This is a genomic window from Arcticibacter sp. MXS-1, from assembly GCF_041902385.1.
Classification (GTDB): domain Bacteria; phylum Bacteroidota; class Bacteroidia; order Sphingobacteriales; family Sphingobacteriaceae; genus Arcticibacter.
In genome coordinates this window covers 4,023,077-4,043,932 of sequence record NZ_CP169244.1, presented here as the reverse complement: position 1 = coordinate 4,043,932, position 20,856 = coordinate 4,023,077, and the positions used below count along the sequence as shown (strand labels likewise).

At 49.6% G+C, this 20,856-nt stretch carries 15 protein-coding genes and 1 riboswitch; of the genes, 6 read left to right on the top strand and 9 right to left on the bottom strand.

Translation table 11 applies throughout. The features are described 5' to 3' along the window. Positions 1-269 precede the first annotated feature (269 nt). From ACES2C_RS17480 to ACES2C_RS17470, 3 genes are all read right to left on the bottom strand, one after another. Entirely contained in the window at positions 270-1,655 is a 1,386-nt protein-coding gene (locus ACES2C_RS17480) for an arginine decarboxylase (RefSeq protein WP_374164349.1), read from the bottom strand. A gap of 134 nt (positions 1,656-1,789) precedes the next feature. Continuing rightward, entirely contained in the window at positions 1,790-2,710 is a 921-nt protein-coding gene (ctlX, locus tag ACES2C_RS17475) for a citrulline utilization hydrolase CtlX (protein WP_374164348.1), read from the bottom strand. A gap of 12 nt (positions 2,711-2,722) precedes the next feature. After that, positions 2,723-4,156, bottom strand: coding sequence for an arginine deiminase family protein (locus tag ACES2C_RS17470; protein ID WP_374164347.1), 1,434 nt, complete (start codon positions 4,154-4,156; stop codon positions 2,723-2,725). An 84-nt stretch (positions 4,157-4,240) separates the two neighbouring features. On the opposite strand from ACES2C_RS17470, the gene argS reads away from it, so the two are divergent. The 3 genes from argS to ACES2C_RS17455 all read left to right on the top strand — a co-directional run bounded on the left by argS (position 4,241) and on the right by ACES2C_RS17455 (position 7,231). Continuing rightward, entirely contained in the window at positions 4,241-6,007 is a 1,767-nt protein-coding gene (gene argS, locus ACES2C_RS17465; RefSeq protein ID WP_374164346.1) for an arginine--tRNA ligase, read from the top strand. A gap of 71 nt (positions 6,008-6,078) precedes the next feature. Next, positions 6,079-6,330 carry a hypothetical protein gene (locus tag ACES2C_RS17460; protein ID WP_374164345.1) on the top strand — a complete coding sequence of 84 codons (252 nt, stop codon included), beginning with the start codon at positions 6,079-6,081 and terminating at the stop codon, positions 6,328-6,330. 322 nt (positions 6,331-6,652) lie between these two features. After that, positions 6,653-7,231, top strand: a complete 579-nt coding sequence (locus ACES2C_RS17455; protein ID WP_374164344.1) for a PhnA domain-containing protein — start codon at positions 6,653-6,655, stop codon at positions 7,229-7,231. A 150-nt stretch (positions 7,232-7,381) separates the two neighbouring features. Here ACES2C_RS17455 and ACES2C_RS17450 read toward each other — a convergent pair whose 3' ends face one another. From ACES2C_RS17450 to ACES2C_RS17440, 3 genes are all read right to left on the bottom strand, one after another. Then, the gene (locus tag ACES2C_RS17450; protein ID WP_374164343.1) at positions 7,382-11,929 is read right to left on the bottom strand and encodes an efflux RND transporter permease subunit; all 4,548 of its coding nucleotides are present in this window, start codon (positions 11,927-11,929) and stop codon (positions 7,382-7,384) included. A gap of 31 nt (positions 11,930-11,960) precedes the next feature. Further along, positions 11,961-13,100 carry an efflux RND transporter periplasmic adaptor subunit gene (locus tag ACES2C_RS17445; protein ID WP_374164342.1) on the bottom strand — a complete coding sequence of 380 codons (1,140 nt, stop codon included), beginning with the start codon at positions 13,098-13,100 and terminating at the stop codon, positions 11,961-11,963. A gap of 233 nt (positions 13,101-13,333) precedes the next feature. Further along, on the bottom strand, positions 13,334-13,723 hold the full coding sequence (locus ACES2C_RS17440) for a hypothetical protein (protein ID WP_374164341.1): 390 nt from the start codon (positions 13,721-13,723) through the stop codon (positions 13,334-13,336). A 248-nt stretch (positions 13,724-13,971) separates the two neighbouring features. Further along, a riboswitch (SAM riboswitch) is annotated at positions 13,972-14,072 on the top strand. Positions 14,073-14,172: 100 nt separating this feature from the next. Here ACES2C_RS17440 and ACES2C_RS17435 point away from each other — a divergent pair. From ACES2C_RS17435 to ACES2C_RS17425, 3 genes are all read left to right on the top strand, one after another. Then, the gene (locus tag ACES2C_RS17435; protein ID WP_374164340.1) at positions 14,173-15,336 is read left to right on the top strand and encodes a cysteine desulfurase family protein; all 1,164 of its coding nucleotides are present in this window, start codon (positions 14,173-14,175) and stop codon (positions 15,334-15,336) included. A 321-nt stretch (positions 15,337-15,657) separates the two neighbouring features. Further along, positions 15,658-17,877: a GH92 family glycosyl hydrolase gene (locus ACES2C_RS17430; RefSeq protein WP_374164339.1), complete on the top strand. Its 2,220-nt coding sequence runs from the start codon at positions 15,658-15,660 to the stop codon at positions 17,875-17,877. Positions 17,878-18,121: 244 nt separating this feature from the next. Continuing rightward, positions 18,122-18,289, top strand: coding sequence for a hypothetical protein (locus tag ACES2C_RS17425; RefSeq protein ID WP_374164338.1), 168 nt, complete (start codon positions 18,122-18,124; stop codon positions 18,287-18,289). A 183-nt stretch (positions 18,290-18,472) separates the two neighbouring features. Here ACES2C_RS17425 and ACES2C_RS17420 read toward each other — a convergent pair whose 3' ends face one another. From ACES2C_RS17420 to ACES2C_RS17410, 3 genes are all read right to left on the bottom strand, one after another. Continuing rightward, a complete protein-coding gene (locus ACES2C_RS17420) occupies positions 18,473-18,793 on the bottom strand; it encodes an RNA recognition motif domain-containing protein (RefSeq protein WP_374164337.1) in 321 nt (106 codons plus the stop codon). A 356-nt stretch (positions 18,794-19,149) separates the two neighbouring features. Further along, positions 19,150-19,341, bottom strand: coding sequence for a cold-shock protein (locus tag ACES2C_RS17415; protein WP_374164336.1), 192 nt, complete (start codon positions 19,339-19,341; stop codon positions 19,150-19,152). Between the two features lie 93 nt (positions 19,342-19,434). Continuing rightward, the gene (locus ACES2C_RS17410; protein ID WP_374164335.1) at positions 19,435-20,718 is read right to left on the bottom strand and encodes a DEAD/DEAH box helicase; all 1,284 of its coding nucleotides are present in this window, start codon (positions 20,716-20,718) and stop codon (positions 19,435-19,437) included. Between the last annotated feature and the right edge of the window lie 138 nt (positions 20,719-20,856).

The window sequence follows — 20,856 nt, the reverse complement described above, 5'->3', positions numbered from 1 at the left end:
GAGTCCGGGTTGAGTGCGGGTTGACTGCGGTTTTTTTAGGCTTAAACCCGCACTTAACCCGCACTCAGTCCGGAGGTGCCCCACGCAGAAAACGAATCTGAAGTATAAGAGAAGCGACTCTGAAACCTTCCAGGAGTATAGCTGCTGGATTAGCCGGGTCTTCAGGTGCCTTCCGTGCCGCAATCGGAAATCAAGAAAAAAGCCGGAAGTCATGGATTGAATGAATCTGCATGAACTTCCGGCTTTATTTATTCCGCAACCATAGGATTTCAGGTGTATCCCAGGATCTTGAGCACCTGCTTGCTGTTCTGCTCTTCCCCAAACACATCGAAGTTAAACGTCTCATCACGGTTCCTCCGGATGATCACATGCTTCGGAGAGGGCAGGAGGCAGTGATGAATGCCGCCATAGCCGCTTAGTACTTCCTGATAAGCCCCGGTATGGAAGAAGCCCAGGTATTGCACTTTTCTCGTCTTTGGCATGAACACGCTGTTCATGTGAGCTTCCTGATTATAATAGTCCTGACCGTCGCAGGTTATTCCCCCAAGATTGACCCGTTCGTATTCTGAATCCCAGTTATTTATGGGAAGCAAGATATACTTTTGGTTCAAGGCCCAAACGTCAGGAAGGTTGGTAATGAATGAGCCGTCGAGCATCAGCCACTTTTCCCTGTCGTTTTGCTGCTTTCTGCCCAGCACCTTGTATAAAATGCCTGAAGCCTCAGCTACTGTATACTTTCCGAATTCGGTAATAATGTCCGGCTCCATCACCTCGTGCTCGGCGCAGATTTCCTTGATCCGCTTAACGATCTCGTTGACCATGTATTCGTAGTCGAAGTCAAATACGAGGGAGTCCTTGAACGGCATGCCTCCGCCGATATCAAGCGTTGTCAGGTCGGGATTGATCTTCTTAAACTTACAGTAGAGCGTAACGTATTTTTCAAGTTCGTTCCAGTAGTAAGGCGTATCTGATATCCCCGAATTGATGAAGAAGTGAAGCAGTTTTACTTTGAAGTTGGGATTAGAGGCGATCTTGTTGTTATAAAAGTCGATCACATCTTCCAGCCTGATGCCTAAACGGGAGGTGTAAAACTGCGAGTCGGGCTGCTCTTCCGCTGCGATCCGGATACCCAGGCTGCAGGGAATGTCGAGTTCATCGTCGTATATGTTGAACTCCTCCTTGTTGTCGAGCACCGGAATGATATTGTGGAAGCCATCATGGAACATGTCAATGATGTATTGCTTGTACTGGTAGGTCTTAAATCCGTTACAGATCACGGTGATATCTTTTGTCACCACGCCTTTCTTTTCAAGAGCGTCGATCATGGGCATATCAAATGCAGAAGAAGTCTCGAGATGGATATCGTTTCTCAATGCCTCTTCTACCACATGCCTGAAATGCGAACTCTTGGTACAGTAACAATACATGTAGCTGCCACGGTAGTTATTATTGATGATAGCATGCTGAAACAATAGTTTTGCCTGCTGGATTTTTTTGGTGATCAGTGGTATGTAGGTGAAGCGAAGCGGGGTGCCGTACGTCTCGATCATCTCCATCAGGTTCAGGTCGTGAAAGTATAACTCATCGTCGATTACCTCGAACCCGTCCTGCGGAAAACCCACACTTAAATCAAGAAATTCCTCGTAGCTCTGCATTAAATAAAAATTTTCGCAAAAATGTGATTTTTAGTCAATATTACTTCCAGTTATTTTAAATATGATAATACGCTTAGAGTTTGGATTTTAGTATGCCTGACAGGAGTCTTCCCTTATCTGAATTCGTCTGGGCTTCAGCCTTGTTTTCGGGCGAGGTGAATTTCTGCCACCATGCATCTGGCGCTGCCTCCTCCGCAGCCTTCAATCACGTAAAGGGGGGCGTAAACGAACTTGCAAAAGCCCGAGAGCGTCTCTTTTTGTTCCGCAGTGAGGCTCATGAATGCCTGTTCGGAGAGCACCAGAAGGTTATCTCCGCCTTCGCTGCTTAGTTCCAGCATGTTGCCGGCGAAATGCGCCGCCTGTTCGGGGGAGATTTCGATGATTTCCTTTTTGCAGGCCCTCAGCGACTGCACTACCGCATTCCTTTCGGCTTCATCGCTGATCGAGTCGAGGCAGATGACGGCGCAGGCTGATCCTACACACATCATCACGTTGGTATGGTAGATCGGGGTGCCTTGCTGGTCGTACGCATGGAATGAGATCGTCCGGTATCCGGTCCTCCTTTCAAATTCCTTCAGCACCTCAGGATGCGTGCGCGTGGAGAGACACGCGTAGGCGATGCGGTGGTCGCGGTCCAGCACCATGCTGCCGGTGCCTTCCAGGTACTTTCCGTCGTTTTCGAAGGAGGTGAGATCCTCTTGTCTGCTGATGATGAACCGTTCCTTCAGGACTGCCAGAACTTCCGGCCGTCTTTCAAGCCGGCGGTTGGGCGCCTCCATAGGATAGAGGATCACGGTGCCGTCGTCATGCGTGGAGATCCAGTTGTTGGGGAAGATCGAGTCGGGAGTATGGGGCTCAGGCGAGTCGGGCACCACCGTTACATCGACGCCATTCTCTCTCAGGGTCCTCACAAACCCGTCAAACTCCGTCAGGGCGTCGTTCTGAACCTGCTGGTCTTTAAGCCGCTGATCCTGAAAAGCATTGCTTGCCGCAGTTTCAGTGTTGAATGAAAACCTTGCAGGCCGGATCATTAATACAGATGAAGTTGTTTGCATCTTTTTTAGCTGTTAATCCCTCAGCAGAGGCATACTCATGCAATGAAAGCCTCCTCTTGCCCGCGACAGCTCGGCTGAAGGCATTAAGATGAGGGTGTTTGAAATATCGTCGACCGAGAGCTCATCGTATTCTAACTTTTCAACCAGCTCTTCAGCCCGTATTACAGAGAATCCTTTTTCCTTAAAGGCTTCTAGGGTGCGGTCATTGCGGTCGTAGCCAACTACTACACCTTCTTTCAGAGCCAGAAGGTTGCAGGAGTCAGTCCATTGCTCCCGCACATCGAAGGGAAAGTGGTTGTTCCCGCTGTAGATGAACCTGACGGGCTCATCGCATTTTAAGTCTGTCCGGCTAATATCGCTCAGCAAGTCTTCGATGCAGTTGTACATGCGCGGTTTATCGATCCGTCCCTTTTCAAACTGAAAGATCTCAGGCTTCTCCTTGTTCCGCTTTTCCGACAGGTAATCTACCGGTTCAGATCCCTTATGCTTTTGCTGGGATGAGATGGAGCCGAGAACCACCCAGGTGCGCCGGTCAATCTGGGTGAAGATGGTATCAATATGCATGAAATCCCTTTTATGGGGGATTTTGATCACGGTAACCTTTTTCACCACGTTCCGCTCGAACAATAGTTTGATGGTCTCGCTGGCACCGCTGGCTGATGTGCGTTCGCTGCAGCCAATGAGCACATGATCAGGGCTAACCACCATCACATCGCCGCCTTCGATGGTTGTCTTCTCGCCATGTTCCTCTCCGGGACGCAGGAAATATTGAATGGTGGCAGGGATCTCCAGGATATTTTCGCGATACTTCGCAAAAAGGGGGTGATTATAGAAAATATAACGGGCCAGAAGTGTTTCACGCGAGCGGGCCTTTTTGGCGGGCTTATTCAGGAGGATGTGGTTGTTGATGGTTATTCCGATGTCGCGCGTGAAAATGAGATTCGGAATGGGAGGGAAGATCATGCCGTGTCCGGGCATGTATCCGGATATAAAGATCTTGGCAAGCTCAGTGGCGGGAGTGCCGATCAGCTCCTGCTGCATCTGGTAGCTGCAGCCTTCAATGGCACAGACCGAGGCGGTGAGCTTTTTGCATATATCACTCTGCCCCAATATGTCGGCCAGCAAACACTCAAACTCAATCACCTTGTCTGATTTGTGGAAGCCCGGCTTGGAAGGCTTAAAGAACTCGCGGTTGCTTTCTTCCGCGTCAATAGCGCTCAGCCTGCCCTTGATCCTCCCGGGGTCGAGAAAATACAGAAGCAGCTTGATGTAGTAGTCGTATTCCTTTCTCCTCACCGTGTCGAGATGCAGAATATCTTCAAAAAGCCAGTCCTGCGCTTTTGAAGGGGCTACGCGACCGATGCCGCTGTCAGGGCTGTGGATGAGCAGGCATCGTAAGGTCCCGGTTTCAGAGCCAACAGATAATTCAAATTGTTCATTTTTCATACTGGAGTGACATCTGTGACAAATCTACCAGATTTGTGCGAATATAAACTCTGGCTTTTTCACTCTAATGATTAATTTTGGCGCATGGATTTTATTGTAAAGGGAACCCTTGAAGCTGTTAAAGCTTTGTATAATGCCGACCTTAAAGAAGCTGATATCAATCTGCAGGAAACCCGCAAGGAGTTTGCGGGAGAAGTTACAGTTGTTACTTTTCCTTTAACCCGCGTATCAAAGAAGTCTCCCGAGCAGACCGGAAATGACATTGGCGAGTACCTGAAGAGCCAGCTGGCAGAGGTGGCCGACTACAACGTGATCAAAGGATTTCTCAATATATCCCTTACAAGCGAATACCTCATCAACGACTTTCGCACGCATATCAGTGCCGGCACGTACGGAGTCTTTGCTCCCAACGGCAAGAAAGTGATGGTAGAATATTCATCGCCCAATACCAATAAGCCTCTGCATCTTGGACATATCCGTAATAACCTGCTCGGCTATTCTGTTTCAAAAATACTGGAAGCCTCGGGGTACGAAGTAATTAAGGCGAACCTTGTTAACGACCGTGGCATACACATCTGTAAGTCGATGCTTGCCTGGAAGAAGTTCGGCGAGGGGGAAACCCCTCAAAGCAGCGGACTGAAAGGAGATCACCTGGTGGGGAAATACTATGTCATATTCGACAAGGAGTACAAAAAGCAGATCGATGAATTGAAAGCTGCGGGGCAGACAGAGGACGAAGCAAAGAAGAATGCGCCTCTTATCAGGGAAGCGCAGCAAATGCTCCAGCAATGGGAAGCCGGCGAGCCGGAGGTCATTGAGCTCTGGAAGAAGATGAACGGCTGGGTGTACGAGGGTTTCGATGTGACTTACAAGAAACTGGGCGTAAGCTTCGATAAGTATTACTATGAGTCGGGAACCTATCTTCTCGGCAAGGATATTATTGATGAAGGGCTGGAGAAAGGAGTTTTCTTCAGGAAGGAAGACAACTCCGTCTGGATTGACCTGACCGCCGACGGGCTGGATGAGAAGCTGGTGCTCAGGGGCGACGGTACCTCTGTATACATCACACAGGACCTTGGAACCGCCCAGCTGAAGTACAACGACTTCAGTATGGACGAGTCTATCTATGTGGTGGGGAATGAGCAGGACTACCACTTCAAGGTGCTGTTCCTGATCCTTAACAAGCTGGGCAAGAGCTGGGCCAGAGGTCTTTATCACCTGTCATATGGCATGGTTGACCTTCCTTCAGGGAAAATGAAATCACGTGAAGGAACAGTGGTAGATGCCGACGACCTGATAGCAGAAATGGTTGAAACCGCTAAACAGCGTACCGAGGAACTTGGTAAGGTGGAAGGATTATCCGAGGATGAGAAAGATCGCCTTTACCGCATGATCGGACTTGGAGCCCTCAAGTATTTCCTGCTGAAAGTTGAACCAAAGAAACGACTGCTGTTTGACCCTAACGAGTCGATCGACTTTCAGGGGCACACAGGACCGTTCATTCAATATACTCACGCCCGAATCCGGTCTGTACTGAACAAGGCAGGCGGTGATCCGGAAACCTTTGGCGAAGTATCTGAGTTGAGCGGCACGGAGCGCGAGCTGATCCTGGCGCTGAGCAGATATCCGGCGGTGCTGGAAGCTTCAGCAAAAGAATACAGTCCTGCGCAGCTCGCTAACTATGCCTACGAACTGGCGAAGCTCTACAACAAGTTTTATCACGAAGAGCCTATACTGAAGGTGGAAGAGGCAAACCTCAGGAACTTCAGGCTCAAGCTGTCTTCCGTAACAGGAGTGATTGTCCGCCGGAGTATGGAGCTTCTGGGTATAGAAGTGCCTGAAAGAATGTAATTTCCTTTGTTGCTTCTCCAAAACAGTATGGCAGAAAAGGGGTTTAGTAGAAATAAATCACGCAGAAACCCATGAAACAGCTATTTCTCATTTGTCACGATACCAAGACTGCCGTGCAGGCAGGAAATGGAGTCGCGGGAATTCCTTCCATTGAGAGTGGAAGGATAGCCGCGCTGAATGCTTTTTTGACACTGAATCATCACAAGAATGTTTTGCCCGTCTGGGACGATGATGACGAGTTCGAGGAAATTCTCGACACCTATACGTTCATAACGGTCGACGATGCTAATAAGAGTATCTATAGCGACGAAACACTAAAATAAAGTAAACGCCCCGAACGGGGCGTTTTTTATAAAGGGCAATTTGTTTTTTTAAAGGCCTCAATGACATCGCTTCGCTAAGTTTAAATGGGGAGCGAAGAACACTCAATTAACTCTCATTCCCGTTTGTGCGTAGAGCTCATCAGTGTTTTGCTGAAAGTTTATCGGTTTTTTAAAGGCAAAGAAGAAAATTGGACTGGCTTTTCTCCCCGTTTGGGAGCACAGTTTATGTGTGTTTTCTGTTTCGGTTCCATAGATGCTTGTCAGGTCGCAGAACCTCCCGGTGACCACGCTTCTTTTGATTAATAAGTTTACCTTTGCGGCAATGTCACTAAATACACAATTGGAAAGCCGCAGCAATGGTGTTTGCGAGCTTTGTACAGAGAGCAGCGGCGGGCTTTTCGCTTATGCTGTTCCGCCAAAGAATGATGATGCAATAGAAAACCAGGTTGTCCTTTGCGGCTCTTGTCATGAGCAGATCAGCAGCGCTGATTATAGCAATGTGCATCACTGGCGTTGCCTGGAAGGAAGTATCTGGAGCGAGGAGCCTGCAGTAAAGGTGTTATCGTACAAGATCCTTGGAAAGATCTCCTCGGAAGAATGGGCCAGGGATGCAATGGAGTCGGCTATGCTCGACGAGTCGCAGCTTGCCTGGGCTGAAGCTGAAGATGCACTGGAAGCACAGAAGGTAGTGCATAAAGATAGTTTCGGCGTCGTATTGCAAAGCGGAGACACGGTTGTGCTCACACAGAACCTCAATGTCAAAGGCACGAATTACATCGCACCAAAAGGAACTATTGTTCGCAAGATCAAGCTGGTGGCTGAAAATGCCGATCAGGTGGAGGGAAAGATCAATGGCGATACGATTGTGATCCTCACTAAATACATCCGCAAGTCGGTATAGCCGAAAGCAGGAAAGCATATAAACAAAACACTCATGAGCTGTGCTCACAACGGGAGATGAAAGCTCGTTGAGTGTTCTTTGTGGCCGTTAATAAACAAAGACACTTTCAATAAAAAAAGCAGGCCCGGCCTGCTTTTTTTATTGAAAGTGTTAATTCCAGCCGCCCCCGAGTACACGGTAGAGGTCTACTCTTGACTGCAGGTACTTATAGTGAATGTTGGTTAAGTTGATCTGCGCTTCGAGTGCGCGGCTTTGGGTTGTAATTACTTCCAGATAATTTGCTCTTCCGGCTTTGAACAAAAGGTCGGAAGCCTCTATTGCCTTATTTAAAGTTTCTACTTCCAGCAAAGCGTATTTGTTCCTTTCCTGAAGGTGTTTCCGGGCGGCGAGGCAATCCTGAACTTCCTTCCAGGCGTTAAGCACGGTCTTTTCGTACTCTCTGAAGGCGATACTCCGCTCCGCCAGCTGTTGCTGGTACTGATTGCGGATGAAACCGTGGTTAAAGAGGGGAGCGCTGATGCCACCCATGAGGCCATACGCTACCGACTTGGGCGTGTTCAGCATCTCCGACAGGCGGAAGCTTTGAAAGCCCACGAAGGGATTCAGGCTTAGCGTAGGGTAGAAGGCTGCCCGTGCTGCTTCCTTATCACTTTCGGCAGCCATCAACAGCAGCTCGGCCTGTCTGATATCAGGGCGCAGCGCTACCATGGTTTCCGGCAGACCGGTTTTGATGGAGTCGGTCAGGGGAGTGGAGACCGGCGTTATACTGCTCCTGACGATAGGCTGAGAGAACCGGCCCAGCAGATAGTTGATGGCATTTTCGGTTTCCCTGATGCTCTGCCGTATGTCTTCCTCCAGTCCCTGCGACTGTAAAAGAACAGCCCTGGCCTGGAGAACACCCAGTTCGTTTGCCCTGCCTCCCTGTTTCTGCACACTGATGAGCGAGAGGGATTTTCGCTGGAGGTCGATGGTCTTCTGCAGAACGGAAAGCTGGTTGTCGAGGGCGAGAAGCTGGAAGTACTTATTGGCTACCTCCGATATCAGGATGGTTTGCGCCAGTCTCCGGCCTTCATTGGCTGCCAGGAACCTGGAAAATGCAGCCTTCTTTCGTCGCTTCAGCTTTCCCCAGAGGTCGATCTCCCAGGATGCGCGCAGCCCCACGAAATAGTCGGGAACCGGGTCAGGAAGCTTTTCGTCTTCCTTCAGGTTCTCAGAAAAATTGGTGTCGTAGTTGCCTATTCCGTCGATGGTGTAAAAGCCATACTTTCGCAACCCTGCTTCGGCTGCTGCTTCCAGACTGGGAAGCTTTGCATTCTTACTGATCTTGAAGTAGCGCGAGGCGATCTCCACACGGTGGACGGCCTGAAGCAGATCGGGGTTATTTCTTAAAGCCGTATCGATCAGTCCCGTCAGGTTGGGGTCGTTGAAGAAGTTCTGCCAGCGGATCCTGGCGATGGTGGCAGAGTCGGTGTTTCCCGCAAAACTTGCAGGAAGCGCCTTTTTTGCAGGAAGGGCGGCCTCTCTGGCCGGTCCGCAGGCTGTAGCGAGCAGACAGATCAGGACCACCATCACGACGGGAGCTGTTGCGGGTGAAGCCTTCTTCTTCTTTTTGGAGAACAGCACAAAGAGGCCGGGGATGAGGACTACACCCACGATGGTCCCTATCAGCATTCCGCCCACGGCAGTGAAGCCGATCGATCTGTTGCCGAGTGCCCCTGCTCCGGAGGCCATACACAGCGGAATAAGGCCGGAAATGAAAGCAAAGGAGGTCATCAGGATTGGCCTTAAGCGGAGAGCCGCCCCCTCAATGGCAGCCTGCACCACACTTGATCCATGCCTGGTCTTTTGAACGGCGAACTCGATGATCAGGATGGCATTCTTACCCAGCAGTCCGATCAGCATCACCATTGCTACCTGCGCGTAGATGTTATTTTCGAGACCTGCCAGCTTGAGGAAGAGAAAAGATCCAAAGATACCGGCAGGAAGGCAAAAGATAACAGGAAGGGGTAGGAGGAAGCTTTCGTACTGGGCGGCAAGGAGCATATAGACGAACAGCAGGCAAAGCAGAAAGACGTAGATCGCCTGGTTTCCTGAAAGGATCTGTTCCCTGGTCATGCCAGACCACTCAATGGCGAAACCTTTGGGCAGCTTTTCTGCTGCCACCCTTTCTATGGCCTCGATCACCTGACCGCTGCTGTATCCTTCGGCAGCTTCTCCGCTCACCATGGCCGAGGTGAACATGTTATACCGGGTGACCTGCTCAGGACCGTAGATCTTCTCCATGCGGATGAACGAGGAGTAGGGCACCATTTCGCCGGCAGTGTTCTTTACGTACATTCGGAGGACGTCTTCCGGCTTTTCGCGGTCGCCTGGCAATGCCTGCACCATCACCTTGTACATCTGACCGAAGCGAATGAAGTTGGAGGCATAAAAGCTTCCCAGAAGCGTCTGCAGCGTTGACATCGCATTCTCTATACTTACTCCCTTTTTGGCCGCAACATCATAATCGACATGGATCATGTACTGCGGAAAGGTAGGATTGAAACTGCTGAAGGCGTTCCCCACCTCAGGCGTTTCGCGCAGTGCTGTCATGAACTCATTGAGCACACGTGCCGTCTCCTTTATGTCATCCTTTCCGGTGCGGTCGAGTAAACGGAGCTCGAAGCCGCTCGAGTTTCCGAAGCCCGGTACGGTTGGTGGCGGGAAGAATTCAATATCGGCATCTTTGATCCCCGCTGTTTTCTCCCGCAAGATCTGGATCATATCGTTCACCGATTCTTTACGCTCATCCCAAGGCTTCAGGTTGATCATGGCCATGCCGTACGAAGATCCGGTTACTTCGTTGACCAGACTGTAGCCGGCAAGGGTGGATACTGTTTCTACCGAGCCGATCTTTCTGCTGATCCTGTCCACCTCATTCAGTACCGCTTCTGTGCGGTCAACTGTTGCTCCGGCAGGCGTCGTTACGTTCACGTAGATCATGCCCTGGTCTTCCGTTGGGATGAAGCCGCCCGGAAGTATTGCATTAACTCCCCAGGTGGCAATGAATGAGACTGCCAGGATAGCCAGCGTAACTGTCCTCCGTGCCGCAATCCGGCCGATGAGCCCCGTGTACTTCCTTGACATCTTATTGTATACGTGGTTGAAGGAGGTGAAGAACCGGCCCAGCAGGCCCTTCTTCTTGTCGTGATGGGTGGGCGGGCGCAGCATCAGAGCACACAGCGCGGGCGTCAGCGTCAGCGCGTTAATTCCGGAAATAATGATAGAGGCTGCAAGCGTGAGTGAAAACTGGCTGTAGAATATCCCGACCGGGCCCGACAGGAAAGCGACCGGAATGAACACCGCCGACATGACGAGCGTGATGGCCACAATGGCTCCGCTGATCTCCTTCATGGCAGCGAGGGTTGCGTCCATAGGGGAGAGGTGTTCTTCCTCCATTTTACTGTGCACGGCCTCTACCACTACAATGGCGTTATCGACCACAATTCCGATAGCCAGCACGAGCGCGAACAACGTAAGAAGGTTAAGCGAGAAGCCAAGCAGCTGCATGCAGAACAGTGCACCTATCAGTGCGACCGGTACAGCCAGGGCGGGGATCAGCGTAGACCTCCAGTCCTGCAGGAACACAAACACCACGATGAACACCAGAAGAAACGCTTCAATAAGTGTTTTAAAAACCTCGTGCATGGAGGCGTCGAGGAACCGCGACACATCATAGCTGAGCGTGTACCGCATCCCGGGAGGAAAGCTGCCTTTTAACTCTTCCATACGCTGCTTCACCCGTTCAATTACTTCCTGAGCATTAGAACCGGGAAGCTGCTTCAGCATGATGGAGGCTGAAGGCCTTCCGTCGGTCTTCGAAACCATTTCATAATCCAGCGATCCGAATTCTACATCTGCAATGTCGCGGATCCTCAGAACAGAGCCGTCGGGATTGGCCCTGACAGGTATATTTTTATACTGATCGGGCGTAGAGAACTTGCCCGGATAGCGCAAAACGTACTGCAGCATGTTCGAGCGCTTGTCTGAGCCTATCCCCGTCTGGCCAGGTGCTGCTTCTACGTTCTGGGCGCGGATTGCATTGATAATATCATCGCTCGACAGATTATAGGCGGCCAGGCGTTCCGGCTTTAACCAAACGCGCATGGCGTAGTCTTTCATGCCCATGATCTGAACCAGTCCTACGCCTTCAATACGCTTCAGTTCCTTTAAGATATTGATATCCGTAAAGTTATAGATGAAGCGCTCGTCGTCCTGAGCATTGTCGCTGAACACGTTGAGGTACATCAGCATGCTGTTCACCTCCTTCTCGGTGGTTACGCCGGCCTTGATCACCTCCTCGGGCAGCTCATCGAGGATGGTGGTTACGCGGTTCTGCACGTTCACGGCCGCGATGTCGGGGTTGGTTCCTACTTTAAAGAAGACCTGAATGAGCGTGGTCCCGTTGTTGGTGGATACGGACGACATATAGGTCATCCCCGGCACGCCATTAATGGCACGTTCCAGAGGGATCGCTACAGCATCTGTACATACTTCGGCATTCGCTCCTGTGTAGTTGGCAGTGACCACTACCGATGGGGGAACGATGTCGGGAAACTGGGTGACGGGCAGCGTGAAAAGCGCCAAAACTCCCAGTAATGTTATAAATAGAGAGATAACCAGTGAGAGCACTGGCCTTCTGACAAATGTTTCAAACATACGTTAAGTTCTGATAAACAGGATGAGTTGTCTAGTTAGCGGCGCCGGCGAATAAAAGACTGTCAAGCGAAACGGGGATCGGCACTACTTCCGCTCCGTCTTTGAGGCTCTGTGTACCCTCGTACACAATCTTGTCTCCAGCTTTCAGCCCGTCCTTGACGAGATAAAAATGACCAAACCGCCGTCCCGCGGAGAAGGAGGTCATCTTTATCTTATTGCCCCCGTTGACCACATATACGTATGTCCGGTCTTGTATCTCGAAGACAGACTTCTGCGGCACAGCTAGCTGACCGGTGATCCTTGACGGCAGCCTGATCTTTCCGGTCGCTCCATGCTTGAGCAGTTTATCAGGATTGGAAAAACGCGCCCTGAAGGCTATGGAACCGGTCTGTTCCTCAAACTGACTTTCTGCAAGCTCCAGCACCCCTTTCTCTGCATACTCCTTGCCATTTGCGAGCATTAAGGTGACTTTATTGCCGAGGAGGTCTTTTTCCAGGCTCTTTGCGCTTACCCTGTTGAGGTATTCCGTCTCAGACATGTCGAAGTAGGCGTAAACCTCGTTCAGGTCTGAGATTTTGGTCAGCAGGCTGCCCTCGCTGAGTAAACTCCCTTCCTTCAGGTATATACGGTCGATCCTCCCGCTAAAGGGAGCCCGTATGGTGGTATAGGATAAATGTGTTTTTGCTTTTTCAAGAGCTGACTTAGCCTCCTCTATGGTGGCCTGGGCCGCTCTTAGCTGTGCTTTAGCTACGTCCAGCTCGGTTTTAGAAACGATGTCTTTTTCAACCAGCAGCTTCACGCGCTGCGTTTCAACAGTGGCCGTCTTAGCTTCAGCTTCAGCTTTCTTTAAAGCAGCAAGTGCGCGGCCTACTTCCATGCGCTGCTCTTCGTCGTTAATCCGGAAAAGAACCTGGCCTTTTTGGACCTGCTCGCCTTCGTCAACATAGATGTGCGACAAAAATCCGTTTAAGCGTGATCTTAGCTCAGTATTTTTCGAAGCCTGTATAGCGGCTACGTAGTCGGTATATAAGGTGGTATCCAGCTTTGTTAACCTGGTAACCGGGACGCTTTCTTTTGTGTTTTGCTTTGCCTTTTTTGCTCCGGAGCTACAGGCAGCAAGGAAAAGAAGCACTATTACGGACATGAGCCCCAACAGTTTTTTCAATTTCATATTTAGAGATATAGAGAGACCGAAGCGCCGCTTTTGCCCGCTTCTTTTTCTGAAACTTATTTGTTTTTATTAATCTGCAGCAGCCGGACTGGTACTATTGTACCTCCTGCCGGCTTTGCAGGATAACTAATTTCCATATTAGTCCTGACCCAGGCTGCCTGCAATGCAGACCTTTCCAATGCGGCTGGCGGTGCACGCTTGAAGATCAGGTAAAGAAGGTTGGTAATGAAAGATCAGAATGGCTTCAGCCGGAACAGGTAAGTGTAATATCCGGGCAGGGTATAAAGCTTTGACTGAAATCTGAGTGAGCCTGAGCAGACGCTGCGAGGCGCCTTCTTCAGGCTGTAAAAGATCTTTAGCGCTATGAGCGTGATGGCATAACACACTGAGAATAGCATGTAGACCCTGAAGAAGATCTTCTTGGGAAGACTTTCGGATGCAGGGATATCAAAGATATCGACCAGAACCGCATGAAAGAGTGTTCCGCCCGAAAAGTTAGACGACTCGCATGGTGTTGCTTCGCTCGCTGTTGCATGGCACCCGGTTCCCTTGTGCGCAGGCATATAGGAGACGGCGTTCACAAAGACTAACAAGGCAAGTATGTTCAGTAATCTTTTCAGCATAGTGTGCAGCGCGAAGGTATAGAAAATGAAACCTATGGTTAAAAATGTATCTAAATTGTCACAAATGCCGGCTTTAGCGCTCATAACAGGCATTTCTTATTAATTCCAATTCTTGCCCCGAATCTGCTTTTGGCCTGCCGCCCGGCGGGCAGCACATCACAGTCCGGGTAGAACCGTCAGAAAAAAATAAAGAAAAATAATCTACCAACTTTGTAGAGTATTACTATATTTGCGGAGTTGTTCTTTTTTACTTATCCAGAAAGACGGAGGGATAGGCCCTGTGAAGTCTTAGCAACCTGTATGAATACAAGGTGCTAATTCCTGTCCGCGAAAGCGGAAAAGATAAGTTGATATGAATCGAGCCTGGTGCGCACAGGTCTGCCCGTATCAAACGCAAATCTTCCTCTCTTTCAATCTGTATAGGTTTAACCCTGAAAATTAAACTTAGTATGAAGATTTATTTAGATAATGCTGCAACTACCCGGCTCGACAAAGAGGTCTTTAAAGAGATGGAGCCGTATTTTTTCGACGGATTTGCGAACCCTTCTTCCGCGCATGGCCCGGGCAGGGAAGCCCGAAGGGCTCTTGAAAAGGCCAGGGCAACGATTGCAGGCCTGCTAGGAGCCGATCCTTCTGAGATCCTCTTTACTTCCGGCGGCACGGAGGCCGACAATATCGCAATCTGCTCTGCTATCCGTGGCTCAGGTATCCGTCTTGCTGTTACTACTCCATTTGAGCACCATGCCGTACTCAATACGCTGCGGTCTCTTGAAAAGAATGGCGAGATTGAGCTGGTGTATTTGATGCACGATGAAAGGGGTAACATTTCGCTGAAGCACCTGGAGAGCATCCTTGCATTTAACAGCAGGGCGTTTGTGTCGGTGATGCATGGAAATAACGAAATCGGCAATCTGCATGATATCGCCGAAATCGGCACCCTCTGCCGGAAGTATAACGCGCTCTTTCATAGCGACACCGTTCAGACGATGGGGCACTACGAATTTGACCTGAGATCGCTTCCTGTCGACTTCATTACCGGCTCTGCCCATAAGTTTAATGGCCCAAAGGGTGTGGGATTCCTTTATTCAGGAAGTCGCACCACCGTTTTGCCACTCATCAGCGGGGGAGGGCAGGAAAGCGGACGACGGGCAGGAACCGAAAATGTTGCTGGGATCCTGGGGCTAGCAAAGGCTCTTGAGATTGCCTGCCGTGACCTGCACGAGGACAGGGACCGTATCCTGAGGCTTAAGAAAGAGATGATAGCGGGATTGCGAAAAGGCATTCCGGGTATCAGTTTCAATGGCTCGTCGGCGGATCTTGACGACAGTCTTTACACGGTTCTCAGTGTCTCCCTGCCTCCACTTCCCGAGATGGCTGCAGCGCTTTCCTATCTCGACAGCAATCAGATCTGCGCCTCCGGCGGAAGTGCGTGTTCTGCCCATAGCGGTCATGGTTCCCATGTGTTGAAGGCCCTGGCCTACGACTTTGAACGAACTGCCATCCGTTTTTCCTTTGGGAAGTATAACACGAGCGACGAGATTGCTTACACCGTCGCGCGTCTGTCCGACCTTTACCAGAACGCCAGGCTGAAGGACCTCCCTCTGGCCGTTTGAGGAAAACAAGGGTAAAGGCGGGAACCCTAATAGCCGGATCCTTGCCGTGCCTTTCTGACCTGGCTATCAGAAAGCTTAGGGGGAGCGATGATCAGTTTTTGGAGTAATTCATGGCCTACACAGATGGCCCATGGCCTTGCAGGGCAGCACCCGGCAGAGTAGTTCGGGCGGCTGCCCGCCTCACTGTTCGTTCTGAAGGACCAAGTCTATTCGGGGCTGGTAGGAACTTTTTTCTCTAAATCGGCTTTGCTAAAACGTTTTTCTATTTCTATATTAGCCTTCGTTTCTAAGCTTTAGAAGTACGAACAATAAAAAGCCGTTATGAACCACATCTTTTATTTTGCCCGTGCGAGGCTTGCTAAAGTGATGCGCCGCACCTCAAAAACACTCGCTTTTTGCCTTGCTTTTGTCTTTGCATATCCTGCATTTCAGGGCATGGCCCAGCCGGGGAAGGGGTACACCCGTTATGTAAATCCCTTTATAGGCACTGCCCCCCTTACTGATTCTGCTATCCTCGGCTATAAGCTGCCTGAAGGCTGGCGCTCATGGGCCGGACTTGTCTACCCGGGAAGCGCCCTCCCCAATGCTATGGTACAGCTCAGTCCCATCACGGAGTTCGGCTCGGGCGCCGGCTATGAGTATGAGGATTCTGTGATCCATGCTTTTACTCATACCAACAAAGGACACTGGAACCTCTGTAATATTCCCGTTCTGCCTGTATCTGGAAAAGCAGACGGACAACGTGCCTTTGGATCGAGGTTTTCGCATAAGAAGGAATCTGCCTCACCAGGTTATTACCAGGTGTTTCTTGAGGATTACCGCATCAATGTGAAGCTTACTTCCACTTTACGATGTGGAGTTCACTTGTATGATTTCCAGTCGGATAAAGACCGGAATATTCTTTTTGATCTGTCGAAAGGAAATGACAGGGTGCGCCGCTGGAAAATTGCGCAGGCAGGTGCTAATGCTGTGCAGGGATATCAGGATGTAGGAGAGTACACGGTGTATTTCTATGCGCAAAGCAGTGCCCCCATCACAGAGCTGAAGACAGTGGACGAGGGTGGCAAGTGGGGCTATTCGATTGCCCGTCTGACTAATGGCAAAACACCGGTCACACTCAAGGTAGGACTGTCGTTCGTGAGTATGGAAAATGCCAGGGAGAACCTGGCACGGGAGGTAGGGACGCAGTCGTTTGAACAGGTGAGGCAGCAGGGACTGCGTACCTGGGAAGCTTTTCTCTCAAAGATCGAAGTATCGGGAGGAACAGAAAAGCAGAAGGAGATGTTCTACTCCTCACTCTACCGCGCTGTGCTTTGGCCTGCCTTGCGGAGTGATGTCAATGGCGAATATACAGATGCCAGAGGAAAAGTGGTTAAGGGCGATTTCTCTTATTACACCGTGCCTTCTCTCTGGGATACATACAGGAACAAGCTTGTATTGCTTTCCATCGTATCGCCCCGCGTCACGGTCGACGTGATCAGGTCCCTTATCGACATGGGCGATAAGACCGGGTTTATCCCTACGTTTTTTCATGGTGATCATGCTGCTTCTTTTATTGCAGGCAGCTATATGCGGGGGCTGCGAAACTTTGATGTAAAGAATGCATATCGGCTGCTGCTTAAAAATGCAACAGTAGAAGGGGGTACGCGGCCCTTTATCAGCGAGTATATGTCGAAGGGATATATTTCGGAGCCCGACATTGCCAATCCCCATGTAGAGACTAAAGCAAAAGCGGGAGTATCAAAAACGCTGGAGTACGCTTACGATGACTACTGCGTTGCGTTGCTTGCTCGCGAACTGGGTGATACAGCCAACTACAGGCAGTTCATGCAGCGTTCTAAGAACTACCGTAATGTGTTTGACCCCGGCACCCGCTTTATGCGAGGCAGGCTTGAGAACGGCAATTGGGTGAAGAACTTTGATCCCCAATATCCCTACTACGAATATATGTACCGCGAGGCCAATGCGTGGCAGGTGTCTTTTTTTGCTCCTCACGATATGACAGGCCTGATTAGTTTGTACGGTGGTCCCCGGAAGTTCGAAAGCAAGCTGGACTCGCTTTTTTCTGTTCCGTGGAACCCTCAGCATATTGCCCGCAACGTAGAAACGATGGTCGGCCAGTACTGCCACGGCAATCAGCCCGATCACGAAGCTCCTTTTGCTTACTACTTTATCGGGAAGCCGGAAAAATCGCAGAAGATGGTTGACTACATTCTTAACAATCTGTACGGTCTGGGCGAACAGGGGCTCGCCCTTTGCGGGATGGACGACGCGGGGGAAATGTCGTCATGGTATGTATTCTCAGCACTGGGACTGTATCCTTACGTAGCAGCGGACCCTCAATATCTGGTTACCGTACCGCTTTTTAAGGAGGTTAAATGGAAGCTGGACAATGGAAAAACGCTGAGCATCAAAAGACCGGGGGATGGAAGGGATTTGAAGACCATCAGGGTAAGCGGCAGGGAACAGGAAGGATATTTCGTCCCGCATGATCTTTTCAATCGGGGCGGCTCCGTAGAAATACTGACAACCGGGCGCTGAGTGTGAATTACTAATTGAAACATCCTGATGGATAGCGGGTTGCTTAGTTTAACTACCTCTTCTGAAAAACTATAGCAATGAACTCAGGAAAACCTTCGAGTCGAAAACGGACGCTTGTGCTGCTATGGAAGGCAATGCCCGAAACAGGCAAAGACAGGCAGGGCCATTAATAAAGCTTCCGGCGACAGCATGTTGTACCGTCATGCTGCCTGCCGGAAGCTAAAAGCAAGCGGATAGAAGCCGCTTGAGCAGATTAGGTCGTTATTTCGTTATCGTAAAATCGGCATTACTCGTGGCCACTACCTGGCCGTTCATCACGATGCTCAGCTTCATCGCTCCCGGATTAACTGAGCTGCGAATGAGAATAATTCATTATCACCGGACAGCGGTAGTCAGGCACGATATTGCTTAAAAAAGAGAACGATATCATGAAAAGGAAGGGAATTAGGGGACAGGAAGCACGCGTAGCTGTATCGCCCGGAAGGCAGAAACAGGAGCTGTTGAAAATAGTGCTATGACAAAGTATAGATTGTGAAAAAGCAAAAAGGCCGTTTCTGCTTAGAAACGGCCTTTTTTAATCCCGGGATCAATGCTCTTAGTATCTGCTGTGTGATCTGTTTCCTCCGCCACGGTTGAAACTGCCGCCACGATTACCACCGCCATTACCTTCCGGTCTGTCTTCCTTTGCTTCTGCAACGAAGATCGTATTGCCGTAGTAATCGCCGCCATTCATGTTTCTGATGGCTTCCTTTGCTTCTTCAGCGTTTGGCATTTCAACGAATCCAAAACCACGGCTTTGACCTGTTTCACGGTCTTTGATGATCCGTAATGATCTTACCTGGCCGAAATCGCCGAATACTTCGCGCAATTCAGACTCCTCTACCTGCAGCGGGAGTCCCTTAATAAAAATTTTCATTTAATAATTTGTTTTTTAATAGTGGTGAACCTATGCCGCAGTGCTTTTTTAAGCACATCCCGGATGATCGTTCACCAGAGTAACTTGTTGTTTCTTTATTGACTATAACACCATCCAAAAGGGTGTGTCACGCAAGAAGCTTAGCTTTCTTATTGATGTCTTCTTGAATGAAGGGTTGGGTGTGGAGCATCGGTTCAACTCGGAACAGGTGGTCTGCAGCAACCTATCCATTATTTGTTTTGCCGGTCAGCTGACGATCAGGGTTGGAACCGATCTTCTTAACACTTGGTGCTGATACAAAACAAGAAGCCGGAATTGAAGGATTCCGGCTTTTCACGATTAATCTATATAGTATTTTAAGCTACTTTTACATTTACCGCGTTAGGTCCTTTACGACCTTGCTCTACTTCATACTCAACAGTGTCGTTTTGACGAATGTTGTCGATGAGGCCTGAGGAATGAACAAAAATTTCGGCGCCGCCGTTGTGAGGGGTGATAAAACCGAAACCTTTAGTTTCATTGAAAAATTTAACTGTTCCTTTTTGCATTGTATTGTGTTTTATTATTTTCTAAAGATAACTTAAATTATTGATAAAAGTTTTTCCGCAGATGAAAAAAATCTCAAAACGGAAAAAAGCTGTTTAAACCACAGCTGGCCGCGATTGCTGGCCGCCAGACTTAGCTTTCTGCTTCGATCTGAAGGGTCTCCTTTTGTTCTGTGAAGGCTTCCGAACGCCTTGCTTTGCCTGATTTCCGCCTTTCTTTTCTTCCGGTGTTTCTGTAAAAATAGTCGAAGCCGGAAAAGGGTGCTCGGTGATGACCGGGATCGATTGTGCCGTTACCTTATTGATATCTTTTAAGTACGGTCTTTCTTCAACATCACAGAAGGAGATTGCCGTTCCGCTCTGTCCGGCTCTTCCCGTACGTCCAATCCGGTGTACGTAAGTTTCCGGCAAGTTAGGCAGCTCAAAGTTGATCACGTAGGGCAGCTCTTCAATGTCAATCCCTCTGGCAGCAATGTCTGTGGCTACGAGCACCTGGATATTGCCGCTCTTGAAATTGTTCAGCGCTTTTTGCCTGGCATTTTGCGCCTTATTGCCGTGGATTGCGTCGGCACTTATCTTTGCTTTATTCAAGGCCCTGGCGAGTTTGTCAGCCCCGTACTTGGTTCTTGTAAAGACCAGGACGCTTTTCATCTTTATGGTACTGATCAGGTGAATCAGGAGATATCCCTTATCTTTCTTGTCAACAGCATAAACGGACTGCTGCACCTTTTCGGCTGTAGATGATACCGGAGTAACTTCAATCCTGGCAGGGTTGTTCAGAATACTGCCTGCGAGGCTGGCAATTTCCGAAGGCATGGTAGCAGAGAACAAAAGGGTCTGGCGCTTCTGAGGCAGTTTTGCAATCACCTTTTTTACGTCTGCAATAAATCCCATGTCGAGCATGCGGTCTGCTTCATCCAGCACAAAGATTTGCAGATGCTGCAGGTTTACTTCTTTCTGGTTCATCAGGTCGAGCAGTCGCCCGGGAGTGGCAATCAGAACGTCTGTTCCTGCACGCAGTCCCGAGATCTGAGATCCGGCAGATACACCACCGAAGATCACCATATGTTTCAGGCCGGTATGCTTTCCATAGGCGGTGAAACTCTCGCTGATTTGAATAGCAAGCTCACGGGTGGGGGTGAGTATCAGAGATCTGATCGCTCTTTTTCCTGCTGCATTCCTGTCGGATTGCAGTAAATGCAGGATTGGCAGCGCAAATGCTGCCGTTTTTCCTGTTCCCGTCTGGGCACAGGCCAAAAGGTCCCTGCCTTCCAGCACCAATGGAATAGATCTTTCCTGGACCGGAGTAGGACGTTCATATCCTTCAGTTGTTAATGCCTTTAATATAGAAGCATTAAGTTTTAAATTTTCGAATGACAAATTGTAAATGATTAAATTAATTTTTGTTAACCACCAGATGATCGATACAAAGGGGAGTTATCCTGGCCACTGTAATGAATAGTAATCTGGTAATGCAGATGTTGTTAACAATACGAGTGTACGGCTGCAAAGTTACAT

What these genes read in the sequence shown, in the direction of transcription:
- ACES2C_RS17480 (WP_374164349.1), bottom strand. Translation starts at nt 1,655, where the DNA reads ATGCAGAGCTACGAGGAATTTCTTGATTTAAGTGTGGGTTTTCCGCAG.
- ctlX (WP_374164348.1), bottom strand. Translation starts at nt 2,710, where the DNA reads ATGCAAACAACTTCATCTGTATTAATGATCCGGCCTGCAAGGTTTTCA.
- ACES2C_RS17470 (WP_374164347.1), bottom strand. Translation starts at nt 4,156, where the DNA reads ATGAAAAATGAACAATTTGAATTATCTGTTGGCTCTGAAACCGGGACC.
- argS (WP_374164346.1), top strand. Translation starts at nt 4,241, where the DNA reads ATGGATTTTATTGTAAAGGGAACCCTTGAAGCTGTTAAAGCTTTGTAT.
- ACES2C_RS17460 (WP_374164345.1), top strand. Translation starts at nt 6,079, where the DNA reads ATGAAACAGCTATTTCTCATTTGTCACGATACCAAGACTGCCGTGCAG.
- ACES2C_RS17455 (WP_374164344.1), top strand. Translation starts at nt 6,653, where the DNA reads ATGTCACTAAATACACAATTGGAAAGCCGCAGCAATGGTGTTTGCGAG.
- ACES2C_RS17450 (WP_374164343.1), bottom strand. Translation starts at nt 11,929, where the DNA reads ATGTTTGAAACATTTGTCAGAAGGCCAGTGCTCTCACTGGTTATCTCT.
- ACES2C_RS17445 (WP_374164342.1), bottom strand. Translation starts at nt 13,100, where the DNA reads ATGAAATTGAAAAAACTGTTGGGGCTCATGTCCGTAATAGTGCTTCTT.
- ACES2C_RS17440 (WP_374164341.1), bottom strand. Translation starts at nt 13,723, where the DNA reads ATGCTGAAAAGATTACTGAACATACTTGCCTTGTTAGTCTTTGTGAAC.
- ACES2C_RS17435 (WP_374164340.1), top strand. Translation starts at nt 14,173, where the DNA reads ATGAAGATTTATTTAGATAATGCTGCAACTACCCGGCTCGACAAAGAG.
- ACES2C_RS17430 (WP_374164339.1), top strand. Translation starts at nt 15,658, where the DNA reads ATGAACCACATCTTTTATTTTGCCCGTGCGAGGCTTGCTAAAGTGATG.
- ACES2C_RS17420 (WP_374164337.1), bottom strand. Translation starts at nt 18,793, where the DNA reads ATGAAAATTTTTATTAAGGGACTCCCGCTGCAGGTAGAGGAGTCTGAA.
- ACES2C_RS17415 (WP_374164336.1), bottom strand. Translation starts at nt 19,341, where the DNA reads ATGCAAAAAGGAACAGTTAAATTTTTCAATGAAACTAAAGGTTTCGGT.